The sequence below is a fragment of the Candidatus Protochlamydia phocaeensis genome (assembly GCF_001545115.1).
Classification (GTDB): Bacteria; Chlamydiota; Chlamydiia; order Chlamydiales; family Parachlamydiaceae; genus Protochlamydia_A; species Protochlamydia_A phocaeensis.
Genome location: NZ_FCNU01000031.1, coordinates 137,331 through 162,039, shown reverse-complemented (window position 1 = coordinate 162,039; position 24,709 = coordinate 137,331). Strand labels below are relative to the sequence as shown.

At 41.6% G+C, this 24,709-nt stretch carries 21 protein-coding genes; 11 read left to right on the top strand and 10 right to left on the bottom strand.

Annotated elements, in window-relative coordinates:
- Positions 1 to 143: 143 nt before the first annotated feature.
- The gene (locus BN3769_RS12420) at positions 144 to 920 is read right to left on the bottom strand and encodes an F-box protein (protein ID WP_068471065.1); all 777 of its coding nucleotides are present in this window, start codon (positions 918 to 920) and stop codon (positions 144 to 146) included.
- Between the two features lie 293 nt (positions 921 to 1,213).
- Between BN3769_RS12420 and BN3769_RS14545 the strand changes: the two genes are divergently transcribed.
- Entirely contained in the window at positions 1,214 to 1,369 is a 156-nt protein-coding gene (locus BN3769_RS14545) for a YHS domain-containing protein (RefSeq protein WP_079989557.1), read from the top strand.
- Between the two features lie 2 nt (positions 1,370 to 1,371).
- Positions 1,372 to 3,657 (top strand): heavy metal translocating P-type ATPase, encoded by a 2,286-nt coding sequence (locus BN3769_RS12415; protein WP_068471063.1) that lies wholly within the window; start codon positions 1,372 to 1,374, stop codon positions 3,655 to 3,657.
- Positions 3,658 to 3,721: 64 nt separating this feature from the next.
- On the opposite strand, the gene BN3769_RS12410 is transcribed toward BN3769_RS12415, so the two are convergent.
- The 5 genes from BN3769_RS12410 to BN3769_RS12390 all read right to left on the bottom strand — a co-directional run bounded on the left by BN3769_RS12410 (position 3,722) and on the right by BN3769_RS12390 (position 9,397).
- Positions 3,722 to 4,669, bottom strand: a complete 948-nt coding sequence (locus BN3769_RS12410; protein WP_068471060.1) for a hypothetical protein — start codon at positions 4,667 to 4,669, stop codon at positions 3,722 to 3,724.
- A 61-nt stretch (positions 4,670 to 4,730) separates the two neighbouring features.
- Positions 4,731 to 5,669 (bottom strand): cation diffusion facilitator family transporter, encoded by a 939-nt coding sequence (locus BN3769_RS12405; RefSeq protein WP_068471059.1) that lies wholly within the window; start codon positions 5,667 to 5,669, stop codon positions 4,731 to 4,733.
- A 324-nt stretch (positions 5,670 to 5,993) separates the two neighbouring features.
- Positions 5,994 to 6,311 carry a hypothetical protein gene (locus BN3769_RS12400; RefSeq protein WP_068471057.1) on the bottom strand — a complete coding sequence of 106 codons (318 nt, stop codon included), beginning with the start codon at positions 6,309 to 6,311 and terminating at the stop codon, positions 5,994 to 5,996.
- A gap of 42 nt (positions 6,312 to 6,353) precedes the next feature.
- The gene (locus BN3769_RS12395; protein WP_228840697.1) at positions 6,354 to 7,994 is read right to left on the bottom strand and encodes a multicopper oxidase family protein; all 1,641 of its coding nucleotides are present in this window, start codon (positions 7,992 to 7,994) and stop codon (positions 6,354 to 6,356) included.
- Entirely contained in the window at positions 7,991 to 9,397 is a 1,407-nt protein-coding gene (locus BN3769_RS12390; RefSeq protein WP_068471055.1) for a TolC family protein, read from the bottom strand. Before BN3769_RS12390 ends, BN3769_RS12395 begins: the two co-directional genes overlap by 4 nt.
- Before the next feature lie 150 nt (positions 9,398 to 9,547).
- Here BN3769_RS12390 and BN3769_RS12385 point away from each other — a divergent pair, with 150 nt between their 5' ends.
- From BN3769_RS12385 to BN3769_RS12350, 8 genes are all read left to right on the top strand, one after another.
- Entirely contained in the window at positions 9,548 to 10,036 is a 489-nt protein-coding gene (locus tag BN3769_RS12385) for a DUF2267 domain-containing protein (protein ID WP_079989556.1), read from the top strand.
- A 200-nt stretch (positions 10,037 to 10,236) separates the two neighbouring features.
- Positions 10,237 to 11,115, top strand: a complete 879-nt coding sequence (gene cyoA, locus BN3769_RS12380) for a ubiquinol oxidase subunit II (RefSeq protein WP_079989555.1) — start codon at positions 10,237 to 10,239, stop codon at positions 11,113 to 11,115.
- An 11-nt stretch (positions 11,116 to 11,126) separates the two neighbouring features.
- A complete protein-coding gene (gene cyoB, locus BN3769_RS12375) occupies positions 11,127 to 13,085 on the top strand; it encodes a cytochrome o ubiquinol oxidase subunit I (protein ID WP_068471053.1) in 1,959 nt (652 codons plus the stop codon).
- Positions 13,082 to 13,678 carry a cytochrome o ubiquinol oxidase subunit III gene (cyoC, locus tag BN3769_RS12370; protein ID WP_068471052.1) on the top strand — a complete coding sequence of 199 codons (597 nt, stop codon included), beginning with the start codon at positions 13,082 to 13,084 and terminating at the stop codon, positions 13,676 to 13,678. The genes cyoB and cyoC overlap by 4 nt, the downstream gene beginning before the upstream one ends.
- The gene (gene cyoD, locus BN3769_RS12365; protein WP_228840696.1) at positions 13,675 to 14,049 is read left to right on the top strand and encodes a cytochrome o ubiquinol oxidase subunit IV; all 375 of its coding nucleotides are present in this window, start codon (positions 13,675 to 13,677) and stop codon (positions 14,047 to 14,049) included. Before cyoC ends, cyoD begins: the two co-directional genes overlap by 4 nt.
- Before the next feature lie 10 nt (positions 14,050 to 14,059).
- Positions 14,060 to 14,908, top strand: coding sequence for a heme o synthase (cyoE, locus tag BN3769_RS12360; RefSeq protein ID WP_068471050.1), 849 nt, complete (start codon positions 14,060 to 14,062; stop codon positions 14,906 to 14,908).
- A 429-nt stretch (positions 14,909 to 15,337) separates the two neighbouring features.
- A complete protein-coding gene (locus BN3769_RS12355; protein WP_068471048.1) occupies positions 15,338 to 15,694 on the top strand; it encodes a hypothetical protein in 357 nt (118 codons plus the stop codon).
- Positions 15,695 to 16,072: 378 nt separating this feature from the next.
- Positions 16,073 to 18,868 (top strand): FAD-dependent monooxygenase, encoded by a 2,796-nt coding sequence (locus BN3769_RS12350; protein WP_068471046.1) that lies wholly within the window; start codon positions 16,073 to 16,075, stop codon positions 18,866 to 18,868.
- A 5-nt stretch (positions 18,869 to 18,873) separates the two neighbouring features.
- Here BN3769_RS12350 and BN3769_RS12345 read toward each other — a convergent pair whose 3' ends face one another.
- Both BN3769_RS12345 and BN3769_RS12340 read right to left on the bottom strand, forming a co-directional pair.
- Positions 18,874 to 20,040 carry a cystathionine gamma-synthase gene (locus BN3769_RS12345; protein WP_068471044.1) on the bottom strand — a complete coding sequence of 389 codons (1,167 nt, stop codon included), beginning with the start codon at positions 20,038 to 20,040 and terminating at the stop codon, positions 18,874 to 18,876.
- Between the two features lie 19 nt (positions 20,041 to 20,059).
- Positions 20,060 to 21,013, bottom strand: a complete 954-nt coding sequence (locus BN3769_RS12340; RefSeq protein WP_068471041.1) for a pyridoxal-phosphate dependent enzyme — start codon at positions 21,011 to 21,013, stop codon at positions 20,060 to 20,062.
- A gap of 238 nt (positions 21,014 to 21,251) precedes the next feature.
- Between BN3769_RS12340 and BN3769_RS12335 the strand changes: the two genes are divergently transcribed.
- Positions 21,252 to 21,821, top strand: a complete 570-nt coding sequence (locus BN3769_RS12335) for a GNAT family N-acetyltransferase (RefSeq protein WP_068471039.1) — start codon at positions 21,252 to 21,254, stop codon at positions 21,819 to 21,821.
- 152 nt (positions 21,822 to 21,973) lie between these two features.
- Here the strand turns inward: BN3769_RS12335 and BN3769_RS12330 are convergent, their stop codons facing one another.
- Positions 21,974 to 22,756: a hypothetical protein gene (locus BN3769_RS12330; protein ID WP_068471037.1), complete on the bottom strand. Its 783-nt coding sequence runs from the start codon at positions 22,754 to 22,756 to the stop codon at positions 21,974 to 21,976.
- A 366-nt stretch (positions 22,757 to 23,122) separates the two neighbouring features.
- Positions 23,123 to 24,052 carry a GDP-L-fucose synthase family protein gene (locus BN3769_RS12325; protein ID WP_068471116.1) on the bottom strand — a complete coding sequence of 310 codons (930 nt, stop codon included), beginning with the start codon at positions 24,050 to 24,052 and terminating at the stop codon, positions 23,123 to 23,125.
- Positions 24,053 to 24,709 lie beyond the last annotated feature (657 nt).

Below are 24,709 nucleotides of genomic sequence, written 5' to 3'. Positions count from 1 at the left end.
GAAAAAATAAAATAGGCAAAAAAATGTTCTTGCTTAGGGCGTGTTGCCAATCAACCACTGAATGGCTAGGATTTGAAGTTGTGTTCCTAGAGAAAATTAAATAGGGTATATTGCCTGTTGGCAATATACCCTAGGCAAAGAAATTAAGATTTCTTAAAAAATAGATCTGGATCAGAAGGGGAAATAAGAGGCCGGACGACTAGATCAGCGCTGTTTAAACTAATAGGCATTGCTTTTAATCTAGCTTCTTTTTCGCTCGAGCAAGCCTTACAGGCCTTTTCTAATTTAAGAAGCGAAGTCAGCTTTTGTATAGCCTGTTGTTCTTCATCTTTTCCTGTCGCCCTGTCTTCTTTTGCCTGTCCGGACTCTAAATTTCTTTTAGCGTTAATTAAAAAGACGCAATAGGCTTTAAAGGAAGAAATCTGTTTGGTTGTCGCCTCTAACTCTTTTATCTCTGCTCCTAAGAAATTCTTATCAGTGAAAGGAGAAATAATCGTCACTTTTTTGTTATTTAAATTGCCCTTTGGAGGTTCGATATTTGTTAAATGGCGATTAATCCGGCACTCGAAGGCTGCAAAATCAACAGAAAGAGAAAGGAAGGCTGATTTGATAAAAAAAGGAGTCGCAATGATGTTGAATTGTTTGCAAGTGAATAGGCAAGCCTTTAAATCCCTTAGTCCAAGAAATCCAAACAGATGCTTCTGCAAATCTAAGGGAAAAATAGCTAAGAATAAAGAGGTTGTTTGCGCTTGTATGGGCGATAAGCCGGTACGGGGAGACAAAAGAGCTTCTTGGATCTCTTCTTCACTGAGCACGTTATAGTTAAGGTAAGCTTTATCGCAAAATGACTGTTGCTGTCGAAGCTGATCATCCAAAATTCCATAAAAAGCGAAAGCTGAGTTCATCGGATTGACTTGCATGATTTTCCTCCAGAATAAAATTGTTGGCTATGCATAATAACAAATGTTTTGTTTAATTAGAATTAATATTTTTTATCTTTGTTTGAAATGAAAAGAAATAATTATTTAAATTATCTAGTTTGTTTTTTTTATTATTCGCATGCCTGCTGGCGCAACATGCGCGTCCCTTCCTCATGTTCGGGTAGAATGTTTCCCTTTTCGATTGCAATCGGATTTAATAAATTCTTTTTTATAAATAGGTAAATGTTTATTTTAAGATTGAGTTGCTAAAATGGCTTAAAAAGGAGGTTCTTATGGCTAATCAATCAAAAGATCCTGTTTGTGGAATGCAAGTCGATCCCAATCAGACGCAATATAAGACTGATTACCAAGGTAAGCACTATGCGTTTTGCTGTCAGCAATGCTTAGCTAAATTTAAACAGAATCCCACCCAATATAGTCACAAATAGGTATGGCAGACGAGCAAGTAGATGTGGTTTGCGGGATGTCTGTCAATCCCGAACAGACAGCTTATAAAACGATCTACCAGAATCGTCAATATGCATTTTGCAGTCAGCACTGCCTTGATCGCTTTAAAAATAATCCGGATCAATATTTAGATCCGGATGTAAAAAAAGCGCTTCCAAGGGGAGCTATTGAATATACCTGTCCCATGCATCCCGAAATCGTTCAAGACCATCCTGGAAATTGCCCTATTTGCGGAATGGCTTTGGAGCCTAAAACAGTGGTGAGCGAGGAAGATCTATCTGAATACAACGCGATGCGGTTGAGATTTTGGATAGGGCTCATTCTGTCTATCCCTGTCCTTGTGTTGGCGATGGGAGAGCTAATCCCTGCTTTAAGACCGCTTACAGAATCGAATTTGTCCCGCTGGCTGCAATTTCTTTTAAGCACTCCTGTCGTTCTATGGGCCGGCTGGCCTTTTTTTGTAAGGGGATGGCAATCTCTCGTCAACCGCCATCTCAATATGTTCAGCTTGATTTCATTGGGAATAGGAATTGCCTATCTTTATAGTTTGGTCGCTTTTTTCTTTCCGGGCTTTTTCCCCCTTTCTTTTGTCCATCGAGGCCAAGTTCCTCTCTATTTTGAAACGGCCTCCGTTATTACAGTTTTGGTGCTGCTCGGTCAAGTGCTAGAGCTGAAGGCTAGAAGCCACACAAGCCGAGCGCTAAAAGCATTGCTGGGAAGGGCGGCTAAATCTGCCCGACGGGTGAAGGATGGAGAAGAGCAAGAAATTCCAATCGATCAAGTTGGTGTAGGAGATATTCTGCGCGTGCGTCCAGGCGATCAAATTCCGGTTGATGGCAAGGTCATAGAAGGGCAAAGCTCCATTGATGAGTCCATGATTACAGGCGAGCCCATTCCTGTAGAAAAAGGAAGCGGCAGCTCGGTTGTAGGCGGGACAATCAATCAGACTGGAAGTTTTCTCATGCGAGCCGAAAAAGTCGGTAGTGAAACATTATTGTCGCGCATTGTTCAAATGGTGGCAGAAGCCCAGCGCAGCCGCGCGCCCATTCAGAGCTTGGCCGATAAAGTCTCCGGCTATTTTGTGCCGGCTGTTGTCTTAGTGGCTATTCTTACTTTTATCATATGGACCTGGATAGGGCCTGAACCTTCTTTTGTTTATGGGCTCGTCAATGCCGTCTCTGTTCTCATTATTGCTTGTCCTTGCGCGCTGGGGCTTGCCACGCCTATGTCCATTATGGTTGGCATGGGACGAGGAGCAGAGGCCGGCGTGCTTATCAAAAATGCAGAAGCTTTGGAAAAATTGGAAAAAGTCAACACGCTTATAATTGATAAAACAGGGACATTAACTGAGGGAAAGCCCCAGATCAATCAAGTGATTTCCAAGAAACCGGGACAAGAAAATGAAATCCTGCGCTTGGCTGCAGCAATTGAGCAAAATAGCGAGCATCCGCTTGCCGTTTCGGTTGTCCAGGGAGCCAAGCAGCGATCATTGGACGTGCCAAAAGTCGAGAACTTTCAGTCTTTCCCTGGCGGAGGAATCAGCGGGCGGGCCGATCAGCATGACATTTTAGTTGGCAAATTCGCCTTTTTAAAAGAGAGGAATGTGAGAGGGCTGGAAACTCTTCAACAGAGCGCTAATCAATTGCAGGCTCAGGCTTTGACAATGATTTTGGTCGCTATTGATGGGCAAGCAGAAGGCGTGATTGCAGTCAATGACCCTATTAAGCAGTCGACGCCTTCTGCCGTTAAAGAATTGCATAGGCTTGGACAAAAAATTACCATGCTTTCGGGCGATAATGAGCAAAACGCACAAGCGGTAGCCAAAGCCCTAGGCATTGATCAGGTGCATGCAAATGTCGCTCCGGCCGATAAACAGGCTTTTGTCCAGCAAGAAAAAGGAAAAAATGGATTAGTCGCCATGGCCGGCGATGGCATTAACGATGCGCCTGCTTTAGCGGCCGCTGATGTGGGCATCGCAATGGGAACGGGAACTGATGTGGCAATGGAAAGCGCAGAAGTGACCCTTGTAAAAGGGGATTTAATGGGGATTGTACGCGCTATTCATTTGAGCCGAGCAATGATGGCCAATATCCGCCAGAATCTATTCTTAGCCTTTATTTATAATATTTTGGGAATACCCATTGCTGCAGGCCTCCTTTATCCGTTTACCGGCTTGCTGCTTAATCCCATGATCGCAGCCCTGGCAATGAGCTTAAGTTCCGTTTCCGTGATAGGAAATGCACTCAGATTGCGCAAAGCGCCATTATAAATTCAAGTTATGCCTGGTTTGTCATTGGCTGATTGATCGTTCATCTTAATGTTAAATAAAATAGCTAAATCAGTTTCTCTGCAAAGTGCTTAAGCGCTTTTATCATTTGATTTTCTAATTCTCGATAGATTTTCTCTAAGTGGTCTAAGACTTTTTGGGGAATAAGAACGCAATAGCGCCTCTTGTTAAAAAAAATTCGCGTTTCTTCGAGAGTCGGGTCTTTCTCATTTAAAGGATTGGGGAAATGGTGCAGCCCTGCGATAATATAATATTTCCGGGCAGGAAATTGATTAATAGTTTTAAACAAGGACTTCTGTCTGGCTTGAAATGTCTTTTCCGTATTCTCGAGATTTTTTCTCTCTATTTTATATCCAATTACATATAGCGCTTCTTTCAGGCTGGAATATAGCCAAGATAGGTTCTCAGGAGTTAAGAATTTATCGGGATATTTTCTTGTAATGAAGTATAAGTGTTTCAGGCTTTTACTTTGCCAACGTTTTGCAAAATTTTTAAGTTCTTCTTGCTGGCAGAAAGAAATAAGGCTTTTATCATTAAAGCTTTTATCCAAAGCAGCTAGGTAATTTTTAATAAAGCCTTCCTCTTTCTCGTGGCAATTATATTGTTCTTCAAATAAGGCCGTGTCATCCCATCCCCGCGTACAAGTCGTTAAAATGACTTTTTTTATTTGGGGGTTTGTGCTTTCTCTTGCCTGCTTCCCTGCTGGGAAGCCTTCAAGAAGAATGAGATCTTGCGGCGTGCTAACTTGTTCTAGGAATTCCCATTCTTGCTTCTCAACGCTTGCCATTTTATGGATATCGCTAAAACAACATAATTGCGCTTCACCAAAAGAAGAATTGCCCCAAGTTTTATACGGATAGCCATGGAGGGTTAAACTAGGCATGCTTTGCATGCAACGGATCGCGCTTTGCTTTGTTTTGATCTTCTCTAGTTCTTCTGTCAGATACTCTTTAGGGTGGATAAAGTCCGGTTCAGCCATATTGATAAATGACATATTCCTATCCTTTAGGTCATCCATTGTTAGATTCGATAAGCCGAACTGTCTGTAAACAAGGTTAATTTAAATGATAATTATCTCCGTATAAACTAGGGGCAGGCTCGATGCGAATATTTGCTTGAGAAAGAAATTGTAATTGCTGCAATAGCAGTTGATGCACTCTTTCGGCAATTTGGTGCCCTTCTTTTATAGGAAGCGCTCCGTTTATTGTAAGGGTCATCTCCGCGTAAAGATAGTGTCCCAACCATCGCAAACGCACATTCTTGACCTCTTTTACTCCTTTTACTTGATTGGCAATCTGTATGATTTGATCGACTAAATGCGGGTCGACTCCATCTAACAGACGCGTCATGACGGCGATAGAAGACTCCCAAACAATTTTAAAAATAATGGCTGTCATAATCAGCCCAATAATCGGATCTGCCAAAGGATAGCCTAGCCAAATTCCAATTACGCTAAAGACGACGCCTAAACTGACAATGCCATCCGTTCTTGCATGATAGCCATCTGCAATAAGGGCGGCGCTGCCGATCTCTTTTCCAACCTTAATACGAAAAATTGCCACCAATTCATTGCCGATAAAGCCGATAAGTGACGCTAGTATAACAGCGTCTAGATGTACAACTTGTCGAGGAAAAAAGAATCTTTCGATAGAGGCATAGCCAGCGAAAAGCCCGCTAATCAGAATGGTTAGGACAACAAAAACTCCAGCTAAATCCTCTAAGCGTCCATAGCCATAAGTAAAGCGTTTAGTTGGCTTTCTTTGACCGATCATAAAGGCTAATCCAATGGGGACGGCTGTGAAGGCATCTCCAAAATTATGAATCGTATCGCCTAGAAGGGCGACGCTTCCGGAAAGGGAAACAAAGAAGGCTTGGATGATCGCTGTAAGCAATAAGGCTCCAAAAGACCATTTAACAGCCCATAACCCCCTTTGCGTGACTAAAATACTGGGATCGATCACTCCATGTGTATGTTCATGCGGATGGTTAGGCATTGATCACTCCACGGTCGCTTTGAGGGGCTATATCTCCATTCATGAGACGCTAGCTTAAACTCATTTAATCTATAGATTCTTAAATGAAAGAGGCTGAACCAAATTCCCTGGGTTAAATTAGCGCAGGCTATAATAAGCTGTGCAGGCTTCTGTATATTGGACACCAAGAGAGGCCGTGCCATTATGGCCTTCTTCGATGCACTTTTTGCAGCATGCTGCACAAACGCTCATGCATTCCATCATGGCATGCCTATGGCGCGTATTATAGTTTTCTCGTGTCTTTGCCTTGCAAGCTGATTCATAAAGTTCCCTTATGTGTTTAGTTTATTTATGATTTTCACCTTGCTTCATCATGTTTTGCTGCTGCATCATTTGCATTTGAGATCGGCAGGAAAATTGATTGGCAGCCTTGAGAACTAAAGCTTTCTGCTGAGGATTGAGTTGCTGGTAGATGGCTTTATCTTGATCGGTAAAAGAAGAAATCATTTCCTCTTCTGTAATATTTTCCATCATTTGCTTCATCATTCCCATCATAGGATCGCCTTGTGTGGGATTCTCTAGCGCTTGGTTGCTCATTGGATGAGCATATATCTGATCGACAAGGAAAATTGCTGAAAAAAAGACGGGAATAAAAAGCTTCATATTTTTTTTCTTTGGCTTAGTATTAATTTTAATTGCGACAGGCTAATAGTTGTCATGATGCATATGGGGGTTATCTGACATTCCTTGCTTATCTATTCTATTTAAATGTTCATTCATATGCATATGGCGATATTCCATACTGTCTTCAGGCCTGCTCTGCATCCAATTGATTGGCTTTTGGTTGAATGAGGAGGCACTATTTTCTTCTTGGCCGAGCCAACTTACCTTGCTCATATCCCTAATGGGGACATTTTGTCCATTTCTTTTATTTGCCCGGGAGAGGTCGAAATGGCATTCCAAAAATTCTTCATCTTTACTATCAATCAGTTGAGCCCCTGTTCCTGGAGGGTGTTGATACCAACCTGGATCGGCATACCTCTCCAGATTCTCCCTTACTTTAAAAAGCGTGAACATGCCTCCTAGTTCGATAACGCCGAAAGGACCTGGATTGCCAATAGGGGAAAGGTTGGCGGGCAATTTAATGGGCATGCTCATTTTATTCTGATCCGTTCCGTACATTTCAAACATTTCGCCCATTCCGTTGATGCTCATCAATCCCATAAAATCAGGAAAATAGGAGCGAATCTTTTCTTCAATGGACGCTTTGTTAATGCCTATCAAATTTGGCAAATCATGGCGCATTTGATTCATGACATGATGAGACTTATGGCAGTGAAAAGCCCAGTCACCAGGATTGTCGGCAATGAATTCAATATCTCGCGTTTCACCCGGTGCGACGTTCACAGTGTTTTCTGTATATTGGGCTGATGGGGGAATGCGCTGGGCTCCTCGCCTGGTGACGACGAATTCGTGACCATGCAAGTGGATGGGGTGGCTATTCATCATGACATTGGCTAAGCGAATGCGGACACGGTCTCCTTTTTTAGCGACAAGCGGCTCAATTTGAGGATAGAGGACACTATTGAAAGTAAAAATGTTAAAATCAAGCATTTCAAAAGGCAGAGGCGTTTGGGTTCCCATGGGAATGCGCCATTCATGCAGAAAAATGGCAAAGTCGCGGTCGATAGGAAAATCTTCTGCCTTTTTTGGATGAATAATAAAAAATCCCATCATGCCAAGGGCGATTTGCGTCATCTCATCTGAGTGGGGATGGTACATAAATGTGCCGTTTTGCTTGAGAGTAAACTCATACTTGAATGTTTCACCCGGTTGAATCGATCCCTGAGTCAAGCCTGATACGCCGTCCATGCCGTTAGGAAGAAGGATGCCATGCCAATGTACAGAAGTGGGTTCATTCAGTTTATTGGTAACGTAAATTCTTACACGCTCTCCTTCAACGGCTTCAATAGTTGGACCAGGGCTTGAGCCGTTATATCCCCAGCAATTGACCCAAAATCCGGGAGCAAATTCTCTTGTGATAGGTTCTGCAATCAAGTGGAAAACTTTGACTTGCCCATCCATTTTCCAAGGAAGCGAGCCTGCATTGGGAGTAATGATCGATGGATATTTTGAAACTCCTTTTAGCAGAGTTGGCTTGCCTTCTTTTTGGCAACTCGTTTGGTGTTGATCTGCTATCGATTGGCTGTTTGGCATAGGCATAGAGGATGGAATAGAAGAGACATGATGGAGGGACATTGGCATATGGCTGCTTGATTCGTGCTCGTTTTGAGCAGATAAAACAGCAAACAATAAGCTTATGGCGCTCGTGCAGAATCGTTTCATTCTTCCTTCCCTCCTTCTTCGCAACAGTCGTTTTGATAGGCGGGACCAATTAAATACAATTTGCCGCCGATGGCTTTATCTAATTTTACTCTTGCAATCCAATAATCCCGCAAAGCTAAAAGATAATTGAGATAGGCTTGAAGCTGATTGCGCTTGTTATCTAAAAGCTCAAATACTCCCACTCCCATGACATTGTATAATTCTTCGGTTGAATGGACGATTTGTGCTTGGTTAGGCAAAATCTTGCCTGCATATAAGCTCACTTGATTGCGTGAGACGAGTAAAAGTTCTCTTGCTTCACGAACTTGGGCATAAGTATCGATTTCCAGAGCCGCTAAGCGATCCACTGCTTGCCTAAACTGGGCAAAGAGGCGATGCCTGTCTGCTTGTCCGAAATTGAATAAGGGAAGGCTGGCGGAAAACTGTGGACCTGTGACGCGTATGCCGTCCGCATCTCTTTCTGAGGAGAAGCCGGCCTGCAAGCCTGTAAAAGTCCACCATTGGACGGTCGGGAAAAACCTCGCCAGGCGCTCAACATTCCAGCGGGCTGCTTGAATATCCAGCCGTTCATAAAAGGCGATAGATTCTAAACAATCGAGATTGGGCTCTGAAGAAGGTATATAAGGCAATTCATTTTCTACCGTCCAACAGACCTTACCACTTGCAAGGCCCATTAGGGAATTGAGCTTTTCTTTTAGCTGAATAAGCGCTCTTTCCGCGTCAGCTAGCTCGACTGTCTTTTCAAGATACTGCGCTGTCCGCAACTGTAAGTCTAATTTGTAAATCGTGCCCACTTGAATCTGAGCCAACGCGATTTGATTGGCAATATCGGCCAGCTCAATCATCATCTTTAGAAGATCTCTTCTTTGATAGGCCGCCACCAGGGCGTAGTAGGTTTCCTCTACTTCAAAGGATAAATCAAGAATCTTGCTGCTTGTTTCGTAGAGCGTTTGCTGTAATTCAGCCGAGGCAAGGCGTCTTTTTAAAGGGATGAGAAAAACATCTAGAAAATTCTGCATGACAGAGATTTCAGCATCAATTTTTGCTCTTTTTGCATCAGGATAGCGCATGAATCCTTCAAAAACAGGATTGGATAAAAGGCCCGCTTCAATTAAATCGGCCTGTGCGATTCCAATCTCTTCAAAAGCTTCTTGTAAACGGGGATTATTCAATAGCGCTACTTGGACAGCTTGATCAACGCTAAGCGTTTGACTGACTGCATTTTGAATGAATTCAGCGATAGCTGGATCTTGATGGCAAGCCTTTTGCCAGCAGGTATTTTTTGCGATTCTATCTTGAACTAAACCTGAGACGTATTCCTCATTTTGCTGAGGAAGTCTTGTGCAATTCGATAATAAGGCGGCAAGAAGGACCGCTGCGCTTAATTTCTGCCATTTATTCATTTTGCCTGCCTAATTGAAATCATATAAGGCCCTCCATTCTCTTTATGTTAAAAATGAAATTTTTTGTGTAAAAAAATCTTGAAAATATGAGGGTGGATTTATACTTTGCAGATAAAGCGTTTTGTCGCATTCGTCTAATGGGAGGTCTTTATGTTAGTAGAGGTCTTTGAGACAACCGTGCAAAAAACTTATTCATGGTTGCGCGATTTAATGGAAATTCTGGATTGGAATGATGAGCATAAAGCTTATTTGGCTTTAAGGGGTACACTGCATGCTTTGCGGGATCGGTTAACCGTCAATGTATCCGTTAAATTAAGTGCCCAGCTGCCTATGTTGGTTAGGGGATTTTATTTTGAGGGATGGGTGCCCGCCACCACTCCAGTGAAAGTCAAAACGGCAGAAGAGTTTTTTGGGTTGGCCTCTTTTCATTTTAATAGCTTGGAATTAGGACAAGAGAACAGTGAAGTCATCGTACGAGCCGTCTTTCTTCTTCTTAGTCAACATATTTCTGTAGGGGAGATCAATCGCCTCAAACAAGCCCTTCCCGTTTCCATTGCAGAGCTATGGCCCTCTTCAGAATATAAGGAAGGGCAAGAAGTACTGCGGAAAGAAGCCAAGCATGCGTATAGGCATCGATAAATTGCCGTCAACACTTTGCTCTTTCATGAAGCTGTCCATTAGGGCATGCAAAAGGTGTTTACTCAAGTATTTAAAGAGTTTGAGTGAAAATAAATTTTTAATTTTATGCTAGACAAGGAGACTGGCTTCATGTAAAAGTAATTAGACCCAGGTTTAGAAAGTCGCTCTCATTAATTGGCTGTCATTTTTCAAGTAATTTTATGAAAGATAAAGAATTTCAATTCAAGCTCTCGGTGATTCTTTCAGCCGTTGTCATGCTGGTGTCAACCGCTTTGGTCCTTATTTACAGCGACAAAATCGCCATGCTAAATCCAAAAGGACTCATTGCTCTCAAAGAGCGCGATCTTATTTTCATTTCAATCGGATTAATGCTCCTTGTTGTCATTCCCGTGCTGTTGATGACGCCTTTTTTTGCCTGGCTTTACAGAGCAAGTAAAAAGCATAATAAATATGAGCCTAATTGGGATTATAGTTTTATTGCCGAGGCCGTTTGGTGGGGAGTGCCATGCATTATTATTTTCATCATTGCCATCATTACTTGGAAAACGAGCCATGAACTGGATCCCTTCCGCCCTATCGAATCGGATAAAAAAACATTAACCATACAAGTTGTCGCTTTGCAGTGGAAATGGCTTTTTCTCTATCCCGAGCAAAATATTGCAACCGTTAATTTTTTGCAGATCCCGGAGAAGACTCCCATTAAATTTGAAATCACGGCTGATGCTCCCATGAATTCTTTTTGGATTCCTCAGCTCAGCGGTCAAGTGTATGCCATGCCGGGCATGAGAACCTTATTGCATTTAATCGCGGATGAACCTGGCGAATACAGGGGATCTTCAGCGAACTTAAGCGGAGAAGGATTTTCCGGCATGTGGTTCACCACGCATGCCTCTTCAGAAGCCGATTTTGAGCGATGGGTGCATTCCATGCAGCAGTCGGCAGATAAACTAGATCAAAAAGGCTACGATCAGCTGGCTAAGCCCAGCAAGAACAATCCCCGTTCTTCTTTTATATTGGCTGATAAGGGGCTGTTTGATCAAATTATGATGAAATATATGATGCCAATGCCTTCTAAGTAGAGAAAAAAACTATGTTTGGAAAATTAACTGAACAAGCTTTCATACATAATGCGATCGAAGACTTTGTCGGAATGGGCATTATTGCCGTTTCCATTCTTCTTATCGTGATTACGACTTATTTTAAACGTTGGAAATGGCTTTGGCATGAATGGATCACGACAGTGGATCCAAAAAGAATTGGAATCATGTATCTCGTGGTCGTTCTCCTCATGCTTTTTAAGGGAGTCACAGAGGCTTCAATGATGCGTGTCCAGCAGGCTATCTCTACTGGGGATTCACATGGCTTTTTAGCGGCTGATCATTTTCAGCAGATTTTTTCCGCTCATGGGACCACTATGATCTTTTTTGTCGCCATGGGAGTTTTTTTTGGGCTCATGAATTTAATTATTCCCTTGCAAATTGGGGCGCGCGACGTTGCTTTTCCTTTTTTAAATTCAGTCAGCTTTTGGTTATTTGCAGTTGGAGCGATGCTCCTCAACATATCCATGCTTGTGGGAAAGTTTTCTGAGACGGGCTGGCTGGCTTATCCACCGCTATCTGGATTGCAATTTAGCCCGGGAGAGGGGGTGGATTATTGGATATGGATTGTACAAATTTCAGGGATTGGAAGCCTGCTAGCAGGGATTAATTTCCTTGTGACCATTCTTAAGATGCGCTGTCCAGGCATGACGTTAATGAAAATGCCTTTATTTGTATGGACATCCCTAGGCAGCTTAATCCTCGTTCTTTTTGCTTTTCCCATTCTGACTGCTACGCTCTTTATGCTATCGTTCGATCGCATCCTTGGCATGCATTTTTTCACTGCAGATGGGGGTGGGAACTTCATGATGTATATCAATCTTATTTGGGCTTGGGGGCATCCTGAAGTCTATATTCTCATTCTGCCTATCTTCGGCATCTATTCCGAAGTCGTGGCCACCTTTTCGGAAAAACGCTTGTTTGGTTATACAGCCATGGTCTGGGCGACAATGGCCATTGCTTTTTATTCTTATATTGTCTGGGTGCACCATTTCTTTACTATGGGAGCCGGTCCAAACATCAATGCGTTCTTTGGGATTATGACGGCCATTATTGCCATTCCAACAGGCGTGAAGATTTTTAATTGGCTGTTTACCATGTACCGCGGGCGCGTGCATTTTACGACTCCCATGCTTTGGTTTTTTGCCTTTCTCTTCTCTTTTAGTATCGGAGGAATAGCAGGCGTTTTGCTCTCGATTCCCGCCGCGGATTTCCAAGTGCATAATAGCTTGTTTTTAATTGCCCACTTCCATGCCATGGTTATTGGCGGCGTTTTATTTGGCTTTTTTTCCGGCTATTCTTATTGGTTTCCCAAGGTTACGGGGTTCAAGCTCAATGAGACGCTGGGACATTATGCCTTTTGGTTTTGGTTTATCGGCTATCTGATTGCTTTTATGCCGCTATATGTGTTGGGATTTATGGGAGCGACAAGACGACTAGACCATTATGAACTAGATACAGGATGGCAGCCTCTTTTTATTACTGTCGCCACTGGAGTGATTTTTATTATTCTGGGAATCCTCTTTCAGAACATTCAATTGTTCTATAGCATTTGGAAGCGCAAAGAGTATAAAGATGTCACAGGCGATCCATGGAATGGTAGAACATTAGAGTGGTCGATTCCTTCCCCTCCACCTATTTATAATTTTGCCCTGATTCCCCAAGTAGAAGAGCGCGACTCATTTTGGGCGACCAAATTGGTCAGAAAAAATGAACATCCGCAGTATGAAGATATTTATATGCCTAAGAATACACCGATGGGTTTTTTTATTGGTGTTTTTAGCCTCTTCTTGGGGTTTGCCCTTGTTTGGCAGATCTGGTGGCTTGTCATTGCTGGATTGTTAGGGAACATTGCCTGCTTAATCATCCAGACTTCTAAGAAAGACTCGGAATACGTTATACCAGCTGAAGAAGTAGCAAAAATAGAAGCTTCAAGGAAACAGTACGCATGACAGATTCTATCACCGCCCAACATCATACACAGGACGTCTATTCACGGACTGTTTTTGGCTTTTGGCTCTATTTGATGAGTGATTGCATCTTATTCGCCACTTTATTTGCCACTTACGCGGTCTTGCACAATAATACTTTTGGTGGACCCAGTTCTCGAGAGTTGTATGATTTGCCTTATGCTTTGATCGAAACGCTCATTTTATTGACAAGCAGTTTTACGTGCGGCTTGGGCATGTTATATGCTCGCCGCTATGAGTATGCAAAGGTGTATGCTTTATTTGGCATTACCTTTTTGCTGGGCCTTTCTTTTTTGACTTTGGAATTAAGGGAATTCGTCCATATGGTCCAAGAGGGAAATAGCTGGCAAAGAAGCGGATTTTTATCCAGCTATTTCACCTTGGTCGGTACACACGGATTGCATATCACTTCTGGCTTACTATGGATGATAGTCGTTATGGCGCTCATTCTTTTTAATGGCTTAACAGATGCAAACTTGAGAAAATTGATGTGCTTTAGCCTGTTTTGGCACTTCTTGGATGTGATCTGGATCTTTATTTTTACGATTGTGTATTTGATGGGGAGCTTCACATGAAACAAGAATTTGGTATGGGCGGAACGGAGACAAATCCGGAAAAAACCTCTGTTGCATCCTATATAATCGGATTTATTGTCTCGCTTGTCTTAACGTTGGCTTCTTATTTTTTAGTTACCGAACATATGCTTAGCAAGTGGGCATTAATTGCCACTATCGCTGTTCTTGCCGTCATTCAAATGATCGTTCAAGTGTTGTACTTTCTACATTTGGGTGAAGAATCCAAGCCTCACTGGAATACATTGTCTTTTCTTTTTATGGCCATGGTCGTTGTTATTTTAGCATTCGGCTCGCTCTGGATTATGTTCACTTTAGACAATCGAGTTATGCCGGAAATGAATATGGACCTCAGGCAGCAGAGAAATTTATAAGGCTTTCCCAATGATTAAAACCTACTATATGCTTACCAAACCGGGAATCATCATGGGCAATGCCATGACGGCTGCCGGTGGATTTGCCTTGGCTTCAAGGGGACATATTAACGTGTGGTTGCTTTTGGCCACTTTATTAGGAGTTTCCCTCGTTGTTGCTTCATCCGGCATTTTCAATAATTACTTGGACCGGGAAGCAGATGAGAAGATGGAAAGGACTAAACATCGCCCTCTTGCCCGGAAGTTGATTAAGGGGAGCAATGCCCTTATCTTCGCTAGCTGTTTAGGAATAGGCGGATTTCTTATTCTGGCTTTGTATACCAATATGCTAGCTGTCTTTACTACAGCTGCCGGGTTTGTTATTTATGTGGGTCTTTATGGCGTTTGGAAATATCGCTCCATTCACGGAACGCTTATCGGCAGCCTTTCAGGGGCTGTTCCGCCCGTAATTGGATACTGTGCGGCCAGTAACCGCTTCGATATGGGGGCTTTAATTCTATTTTTAATTTTAGTTCTGTGGCAAATGCCGCATTTTTTAGCGATTGCCATGTACCGGTTCGATGATTATAAAGCAGCTGATCTTCCCGTTCTGCCCATTAAAAAAGGAATGCATGTGACAAAAGTCCATATGCTCCTTTACATTCTTGCCTTCATTGTTGTCGCTCTTATGCCGACAGTTTTTCATTATACGGGATATGCCTACTTATTCATGGCAGCCTTGTTAGGCCTTATTTGGCTCGGGTTGTGCATACAGGGCTTTATGAGCGATAATAATCGCTTGTGGGCGCGCAGCATGTTTCGTTTCTCGCTTGTGACAATAACGCTCCTATGCGTAATGTTATCCATTGATACGGCTTGATCGAATAAAGGATTTTATTTCGAGTATTTTATTTTTTTTATTAAATATAAAAATCAAGAGCTACTTGTTTAGATAGTATTTTTATAATTGAATTTTTTAAACTATGTTTATTCTGATTTTAAATAAATATGATTTATAGACGATCGCTGAATTCATAATGGCCTCAGTCAAATTCCTAGAGCAGGGATTAAACTCAAAATTGTCTGGCATAGAGAAGAAAAAGGCCTGCTAATTAAATAAACTACGCAAGTCATGCATGGGCAGTAGCCTCGTCAGTGGCGATGTGAAATCCCATCTTTTTCAAAAGCTGCTTTTAGCGATGTTTTTTAATTTCTTATTCTAAATTTTATCTTTAATTAATCCACATTTGAGAAAAATAAGCTTTAAACTCAGGTTGTTATTTAAATTCAATTCAGAAATGGTACAAAAATGAATTGTTATTATCATCGGGAATCAGCAGCTAGTGGAATTTGTAAGAATTGCAATAAAGGCGTATGCACACAATGTGCAATTGATGTGGGGAATGGAATTGCCTGCCGGAATTCTTGCGAGCAAGCCGTCAAGGAAATCAATGCAATTATTCAAAAGAATAAAAAGGTCTATAAAATCACACGGTCCAATTATTATAGAATGGCCGCCATTTATGGATTATTGGGCTCTTTTTTTATTATTTATCCCTTAATCGACTCTTCCCCTATAAGCCACTTTTTATTTCCCGTTGGAGCCTGTTTTTTAATGGGAATGCTCCTAGTTTTTTATAGTGGAATGAAATGGGAAAGCAAATAAGAAAAAGACCAATAAAAATTTGCTCTAAGAGGGGATTTTGAAATTCATTAACTATTAATATTTAATGATTTAGTTTGTGTGAATGATTAAATATAAAATTAGAATGAGTCGAAAGAGTAAAAAAAATCAAACGTAAGTTAGTATTAGAATCTGCTATCTTCATCGTTGAAAATATTTTAAGTCTGAGAAGCCTTTTTATTGACTAAAAATTCTATTTAATTCTCGATTAGTTGCTTTTTTTGTTTGGGTAAATTTGTTTTTGTTTAACAATTATTAATGTGATAAAATAAAATTATACAAATATTATTTTTTAATTTTAATTTTTTTATGATTCAAAATAGTTATAATTTTCCAACGAAAGAGCAACAAATCAAGGATATGATTCCTTTAGAAGAAAGTTCTTCTCAAAGAAGAACAAAAGTGATGTCTTCTTTTGAGTCAGGAATGTTTAAAATTAATCGCATCAAGGAAATTGCTAAGGTAGAACTAGAGGGAAAGACGGAGCAACCGGACATCGCTCAGTGGCATCAAGTTCTAACCGATCAAATTGAAGTTTGCAAGGAAGCAATTAGATGGTTAAAAGATAAAAAAACGGATAGTTCCACATTAGCAAAATTAAAAGAATTAAAGATCGAACTACAGATATTAGAGAAAAAAGTTGCTGAGCAAGAAAAAATCATGACCAATCGCGAGCAACTGTACGGAACGAGGGAATTAAAGGGCGTTTCTTCTTTTGAACACACATTGAATGAATTGACTATTGAACACCCATATTTAGCAGAAAACTTTGAACATTTGCAGAATATTTTAAAACGGCATGGGCATGTTATCGGTGAACCCATCACTTATGCCGACTTCTGTAAATTAAAAGATTTTTACCTAAAAGTAGAGGGAAGTAAAGAGGAAAAATTAACTGAAATAGCAGCCCTCGTCAAACATGAAATTGATTTAGTGGAAAGAACCTTTAGAGGAAAAAAAGAGTTACTGAAGGATTTAAGCGCGCATCTGCCTGAGCTTCAAGAGCAGGTTCCTTTTGCTCAGTGGTCAATTGAAAGTAAAATGCATTTTTATGTCAAAAGTCAACAAATTTTGCATAATCCTTTCGAGGCTCCTCTTGATTTTCTCGATTTTCAATCCCATTCGCAAGAAGACAAAACAAATCGGGCATTTAATGCGCTTTGCGGACTTATAAAAACGGAGCAAACCGTTACTAAACACGCTAAAGAAGAATTTTGGGATGGTGTCCCTCTCTTTGAAAAAAAAGCACATGAATTAGCGACGACCAAAGAGCTGAAGACGTTTTTATATCAGGTAAAAATGGAAGGCTTGAGGCATATTTTATCTAAGGTAGAAAAACAAGCGGAAAAAGAAGTTCTTGTGATTGGGGGCGGGCCAGGAGGACTGATTAGGGCCTTTGCTTTAGGCTTTACCGGTCATGATTATCGAGTTATCGAAAAACGTTCTAATGAAATCGCTAAGCGGAGCAATGTGATTACTTTTGGAAAAGGGGATCCAAAAGATGTGTCCATTTTACTCTTTTTAGGACTCATTTCAGCAGCAGATAGAGATGGAAAGGCGAGTTTTGGGCATTTAAAGCCTAACTTGGTAGAAATTCAAATTGGAGATGTGGAAAAATATTTCATGCAAATTTTGGCTGAAATAGATCACACGAAAAATATTTCATTTCAAACAGAGCCGCTTTCCATTACCAAGAATGGAGAGGGACAAGCAGAAGTCAAAATTAAACACCACAATGGCCGAGAGGAAACCATTTATCCCTCTATGGTAGTGGCGACTGACGGAGCTTCTAGCCCGACTCGTGCCATGCTTGGAATTTCTAGAGTGATCTTAGCAAAGACAACTCAGATTGCTTATACGACCTTTAACGCTATTGCTTCTCCTTCTTCTTTTCATAGCCTCATGTATCGCGTGCATAACTTTTTAAGAGGAGTGGCATTAGCTGCTGCAGTAGGGATTTATGCCTTGGTTTTTCAAGTGTCATTGGAAAAGGCATATGGACATGTTGCTGAAGGAGGACCAACCGCAATTTTTCGTATACCTGAGCATGACTTTGTCCCGGGTCTTGATCTTCCTCTTTCAGACAAGGGGAATGAAGCAAAAGGAAAAGTTCCTGCCCATGACTATTTAATTCGAGTGTTGAGAGAGAAAGAGCAAACCTTTATTGATTCCTATAAAGATAAAGTAAATACGGCCGCTTTCAAAATTAGTAAAACTGAGCAGAAGATTAAAAAAGAGAGCAATAGAGATAAAAAAGCCAAGCTGGAGCAGAAACTAGAATCGCTTAAATTAGAATTTGAAAAGTTGAAAAGACAGCAAGAAGAGGTTCTCACCCAAAGAGCGCAGCACATGCATGGGCTGCTCGATGTTGTCAGCAGTTTAATGAGCAAAAACCATTCTATTCAGCAAATGTCTGTAGAAAAAAACTTTTTGGTCGATATCTTTGTTGGAAAAGCGGAGCAAAGTTTAGTTCAAGTGGGAAAAACGCCTTTTGCTTTAAGGGGGGATGCAAGTCATACGACCGATCCTTATAGCGGCTATGGCTGTAAGACTGCTATTGAAGAGATACTTGCGGATCAGTTTTTATTTAGTTTTGGCCATTTAGGCGGAATGAACGAAACGGCTCTTAGCTGTCATAATTGGATGCATCAATTTTATCAAGATAAGATGATCAATCAAGGGTTGAGAGAGCGTTCTCTTTATCGGACGGGGACAGAACTTTTATCTCGCTATCTTGATCGCGGAATAAGGGAAGGGGTATTAACAAGAGAAGAGGCGCGCAATTTTCAACTCATCGCAGATAAAGCTGAATTAAATCACACGCATGGATCTTCTTCTTTTATTTCTTTTTCTTCTTCGGAAGAGCAATTCATGAAAGAACAGGGGCGCATTCTTACTGAAAATTTAAAAGCGCAATGGAAAAGCCAGGGGAAAACGGTAAAAGGCTTAGATGCGTCCTGGCAGCATTCCTTGACGCATGCAGAAGCTAAAAAGCTAAATGCCTTCATAAAGAATTTAATTGATTTTCCTCATCTAGTGAATGCCAAGGCAATTGAGGAAATGACACCTATCTTAAGTAAAATGGCTTATGAAGAGGCAACGTTAGCACCAACCATTAGCCTGCTTATTCATTGCCTTCCGTTTATGTCTGTTTAACAAGCTTATTCAATCTCTTGCAAAGCGTGGTCTAAATCTGCGCGCAAATCCTCGACGGCTTCAATACCGACCGAGAGGCGGATGAAATTATCTGTGATGCCCAACCGCGCGCGCTGATCGGGAGGGATGCTGGCATGCGTCATAATGGCCGGATGTTCGATCAAGCTTTCTACTCCGCCCAAGCTTTCGGCCAAAGCAAATAGCTGGCAGCGCTCTAACATGCGAAGCGTATCAGCTAAGGAGCCTTTGAGCTGCACGGAAATCATGCCGCCAAAATGGCGCATCTGCTCTTTGGCCAAAGCATGCTGGGGATGAGAAGGAAGTCCCGGATAAATGACGCGCTGCACTTTGGGATGCTGGCTTAGCCAATCAGCTAGTTCCATCGCTTGTTGGCAATGCCGTTCCATGCGAACGGCCAATGTCTTGAGCCCGCGCAAAGCCAAGAAACTGTCGAATGGACTGGCTATGGCTCCGACGGCATTTTGCAGAAATTTTAATTGATCAGCCAAAGCCGTATCCTCGCCGATCACAATGACGCCGCCGATAATATCGGAGTGACCGCCCAAGTATTTTGTAGCTGAATGCACGACTAAATGGAAGCCATAAGCCAAAGGCTGCTGAATAAGAGGCGTGGCAAAGGTGTTATCCGCCACGGCAATCAGATTATGTTTGCGTGCGATAGTGGCAATTTGCTTGAGGTCAATTAATTTGAGCAGGGGATTGGTTGGCGTTTCAACCCAAATCATGCGCGTTTCCGGCCGAATGGCCGCTTCAACTTTATCTGGCGAAGACAGGTCGACAAAAGAAGCCTGAAGTCCGGCGGATCGCTTGCGAACCTTTTCGAATAGGCGATAGGTTCCCCCATAGACATCATCGCATACAATCACATGGTCGCCGGGTTTCAAGATTTCTAGAGTAGTGGCAATGGCTGCCATTCCTGAGGCAAAAGCCAGACCACATCGTCCGCCTTCCAAATCAGCCATGCAGCGCTCATAAGCTAAGCGTGTTGGGTTGCCGGTGCGCGAATATTCAAATCCTTTGTGTTTTCCTGGGCTTTCCTGGACATAAGTAGAAGTCGCATAAATCGGCGTCATAATGGCGCCGGTTGTAGGATCCGGCTCTTGGCCGGCATGAATAGCGCGTGTAGCGATCGCGTAAGGCTGTTTAGTCATGGGAAGTCTCGCATTAAAGTTAAACTTGAAATCCTTGTTCTTGCATCCAACGAGTATCGACGAATTTGGAAAGATAATTGCGAATGCTGTCTGGTAGGATGATCAAGCATCGCTGCCCTTTTTTTAGGCTTTTGGCCGCTTGCAGAGCACCCCAGACGGCAGAGCCGGAAGAGCCGCCAACTAATAAGCCTTCCTCTCGGATTAGACGCCTGGCCATTAAGAAAGAGTCTTGGTCATTGACTTTGACATATTCATCTACCAAGCGATTGTCCAATACAGGGGGAATGAAATCATATCCGATGCCTTCAACTTTATAGGGATGGATATCTGTTCCGCCTCCTAAAATAGACCCATAGGGGTCAATGCCTACAATTTTCACTTGGGGCATGCGTTCTTTTAATCGCTTGGCAACACCAGTGATGGTTCCGCCTGTTCCCACGCCGATCACGACCATGGCAAGCTGATCGCCCATGTCATCCAAGATTTCTTGAGCAGTCGTTTCATAATGGACAGCGGGATTGGCGGGATTGCTGTATTGATCGAGAAAATGAGCGTTAGGCAGCTCTTTCGCCAGTTTTTTGGCAAGCGAAATATGGCTTTCAGGCGAATCCCAAGCGGCTTCGGTTGGAGTGCGGTAAATTTTTGCACCCAAGGCCTCAATGACCACCTCTTTTTCATGGCTCATCTTGGCAGGCATTGTAATGATGACCTTATACCCCTTAATCGCTCCTGCCAAGGCAAAGCCGATTCCCGTATTACCGGAGCTTGCTTCAATAAGCGTATCGCCGGGCTTGATTCTGCCTGTTCTTTCAGCCTCTTCAACCATTTGGTAGGCGATGCGGTCTTTGATAGAACCTCCTGGATTCAAAAATTCGCACTTGCCATAAAGGTCGCAATCGAGATCTTGGCCGATTCGATTTAGCCGCACACAGGGCGTTTTGCCTATTGCTTCAAGAATATTATTGAGCTTCATTTAGCCTCCTTGCAGATGAAAGAGCTGAAGTTGGATAATCGGAATGAATGCTTGTTCATTTTCTCATTAAGGTCATCTTCATATCATATAATAATCAAATTTTGACAAGCTTTATGATGAAATGACGCTTTTTGGGCTTCTAGACCGACGTCAATTTCTCCACAATAGAAGATTCACTTAACTTAAAAGCCTGTCGACTATATAGTTAAAAGGTTGTTGGCTTGAATGTGAGGAGAAAATGTCTACTGTAATTCAAACAGAGCGATTAATTCTGCGTCCATGGTGCGAAGAAGATATCCACTCATTTGCCCGATTGAATGCCGATCCGCGTGTGATGGAATTTTTCCCCGCAGTGAAAAGCGAGCACGAGACAAAAGAAGAATACTGTCGCATTCAAGAGCATTTTGCAAAATATGGCTGGGGATTTTGGGCTGTCTCTCTAAGAGAGGAACCAGCCTTCATCGGATTTATTGGGCTTCGCTTCGTTGATTTTATTGCTCCTTTTACGCCCACTATTGAGATAGGATGGAAATTAGCCTTTGATCATTGGGGGAAAGGATATGCGCCAGAAGGAGCGTGCGCGGCGCTAGACTATGCATTTGAAAAGCTGCATGCAAATGAAGTCGTCTCTTTTACGGCTGTGCCCAATATACGCTCTCGCTCGGTCATGAAGAAGATTGGAATGGTTCATGATCCAGAAGGCGACTTTGATCATCCCAAGCTTTCCGATGGGCATTGGTTGAAGAGGCATATTCTTTATCGGATAACGCATCAAGCTTGGCAGAAAAGGAAGAAAACCCACTCTTAATGAAATCCGTTATATAGAGACTGTCATCTAATTGCTAATCGTCTATTCAAAATTATTTTGAATTATTATTATGAATTTGGATGACAGTCTTAACGAAAAAAATACGCTAATTTAAAATATAATAAAATTGCCTGCGCGCTGAGAATTAATCTTTATTTTTTTTTAGGCATAAAGATCTTAAAGTCCAAGAAAAAAGTAGTCTCGCATTTTATTTCTTCCCATGTCTTTTCCGTAAAGGCAGTGACATTCTCTTGATCGGCATTGGTTTTAGAATCTAGGGGCCTTAAATCCTTGGAAACCTCTTCTTGGGAGTTGATTTCGGAATCTAAAATTTTTTTGTTTTTTTTAGGTTTAAAAATCTTAAAATGAGAGAAAAGCGTATTATCGCACTTTATTTCATCCCAGTTATCTTTTGCAAGGCTTGTGTTTAACCTCTTGTCTGTGCCCTTAGCCTTATCTACAGGTTTAGATTGATAAGGCTTAAATCGATAAGTCTTATTATTTTCTTTCCGCTGAATTTCAGGTAGGGAGGAAACGGGGGGATGAGAAGAAGAAGGGGCAAATTGGTTTGGAGAGCGAAGAAAGGACTTCACTTTATGCTTTGCAAAGTTTGCAAGATAATCGCTTGCCTTGCCTTTCAAACTTTGAACAAGCAACTGAGAGGTATCTTCTTTTCCATCAAATAACTGATCAAGTTGAGTCTCCGTAATCGTCCTTGATAGTTGTTGATTTTGAGGAAGAAGAAGTTGGGCTGCATAAAGATAAGAGGATTCATAGGGAGGAAAATTCTCTTTGTTTTGACTGGAAAACAGGGCTGTAGAAGCCGCCGCTTTTGTAGAAGAAGAAAGTTGATGAGGGGCCGTTGAGTCTTTAGACTGTTCTAATGACGAATAAGAAACAGAACTTGAGGAAAGCGGTCGTATTGTAAAATCCATAAACCTTTCAATAAAAATAAAGTTAAGAAATTTATATGCAAAATTAACTAAAATTAAGAACTAAATCAAAATATAGCGATCAATATTAAGAATAAATAGACTAAAATTATAAGGCAAAAAAAGCAAATTTTAAATTCTGTTTTATTGCTTAATTTATCACAAATTTGACCCTCATTTAAAGCGGCCTCTTTAAGCTACAGAACAGGTTGGGGTAAGTCCTAGGCTTTCTTGCTCGGAATAATTTTTTAATGTCGCTGACCTAGTCAGTTTTTTGGTGGCATAGCCAATTTTTGATGGCTAAGAGTAGAAAATTCCCTGTCCAAATTCAGGTTAATAGACAGGGAGTTTGATTGCATAAGAAAGAACTTAGTGGGAATGCGTATTATACCATTCAACGGTGTTTTGAATCCCTTCTTTTAGAGAAATGGTCGGTTTCCATCCCATTTGCCTAATTTTATGAATATTCAAAAGTTTTTGAGGAGTCCCATCGGGATAAGAGGGGTCGAAAACCAAATTTCCTTGATAGCCGACCGCATCTTTAATCAGGAATGCCAGTTCGGCAATTGTCAAGTCTTCTCCACAGCCAATATTGACCGTTTCATTGCCTTCGTAATAGCGCATTAAGAATAAACAGGCGTTGGCCAGATCATCAACATGGAGAAATTCTCTGCGTGGAGAGCCGGATCCCCAGATAGTCACTTGATCTTTCGATTGCTCTTTTGCTTCTTGAAATTTACGAAGGAGTCCGGGAAGAACGTGAGAAGTTTGTAAGTCAAAATTATCATTGGGTCCGTAAAGATTGGTGGGCATGCAGGAGATAAAGTGCGTCCCATATTGACGGTTATAAGATTCGCAAAGCTTGAGGCCTGCTATTTTTGCAATGGCATAAGGCTCATTTGTTGGTTCAAGCGGGCCAGTTAACAGATAAGACTCTAACATGGGTTGCGGGCATTCTTTAGGGTAAATGCAGGAAGACCCCAAAAAGAGCAACTTTTTGACTCCGTAGACATAAGCGGCATGAATGACATTTGTTTCAATCATCAAGTTTGTGTAAATAAATTCGGCCGGATAGTCCATATTAGCCTTAATGCCGCCTACTTTGGCTGCTGCAAGAAAGACATAGTCAGGACGTTCTTGTTCAAAGAAATTATTCACAGCTTGTTGAGAAGTAAGATCTAGCTCTTGTGAGGAGCGTGTGAGAAGATTGGTATATCCTTCGCTTTGTAATTTTCGTACTAGAGCGCTTCCAACGAGGCCGTTATGGCCGGCGACATAAATTTTCGCATTTAGAGGAATATCTGTGGCCTGAAGGATAAAAGAATAAAGGAGGCAAGCAAAAATGAAGCTAAGATAAGCGATCCGTTTTTCCATAAAATCCCAATTGTTTAGTGGTTAGGTGAAACGGTGGTCACTATACGGAAGAAAATTAAAATTAATCTATTATTTTTTCGACCTTCATTTTAAGAGCTAAATGCATGCTAATCGCTCTTGTGATTTACTTTGGAGCCAAGCCTTTTCACTCGCCGGCTAAGTGCTAAATTGCCTGGACAGCGATCCAATTTAAAAGGCTAAGAACAAGAAGTTTTCTCTAGTGCATCCTTCTTCTCTTCTGTATTTCAGGCAGCTTTTATTAAAGTCTATACGCGCTTGTATCCCAAATAATCTAGGCCATCGTGAAATCGATGGCAGCCTTTTAGCTGATAAGCCATGGAGGCCAATCAAAAGCTGTAAAGGAGCCAAATTAACGTTTCCTTGTTTTTGCTTGCTTAAGGGAAGTGACAAAAGGTCATAGCAGCCGTATAGAAAAGGAAGTACGAGTTTATTATCGGTAAATTAGCAGTTTTAAGAATTTATTTAATAAATGCCAGAAAGAGAATTAAACGATAATAAGCCTGCTGATATGCGGGTGTGGAGACTTATTGGTGATGGTTAAAATTTTATTTGATTCTTTTT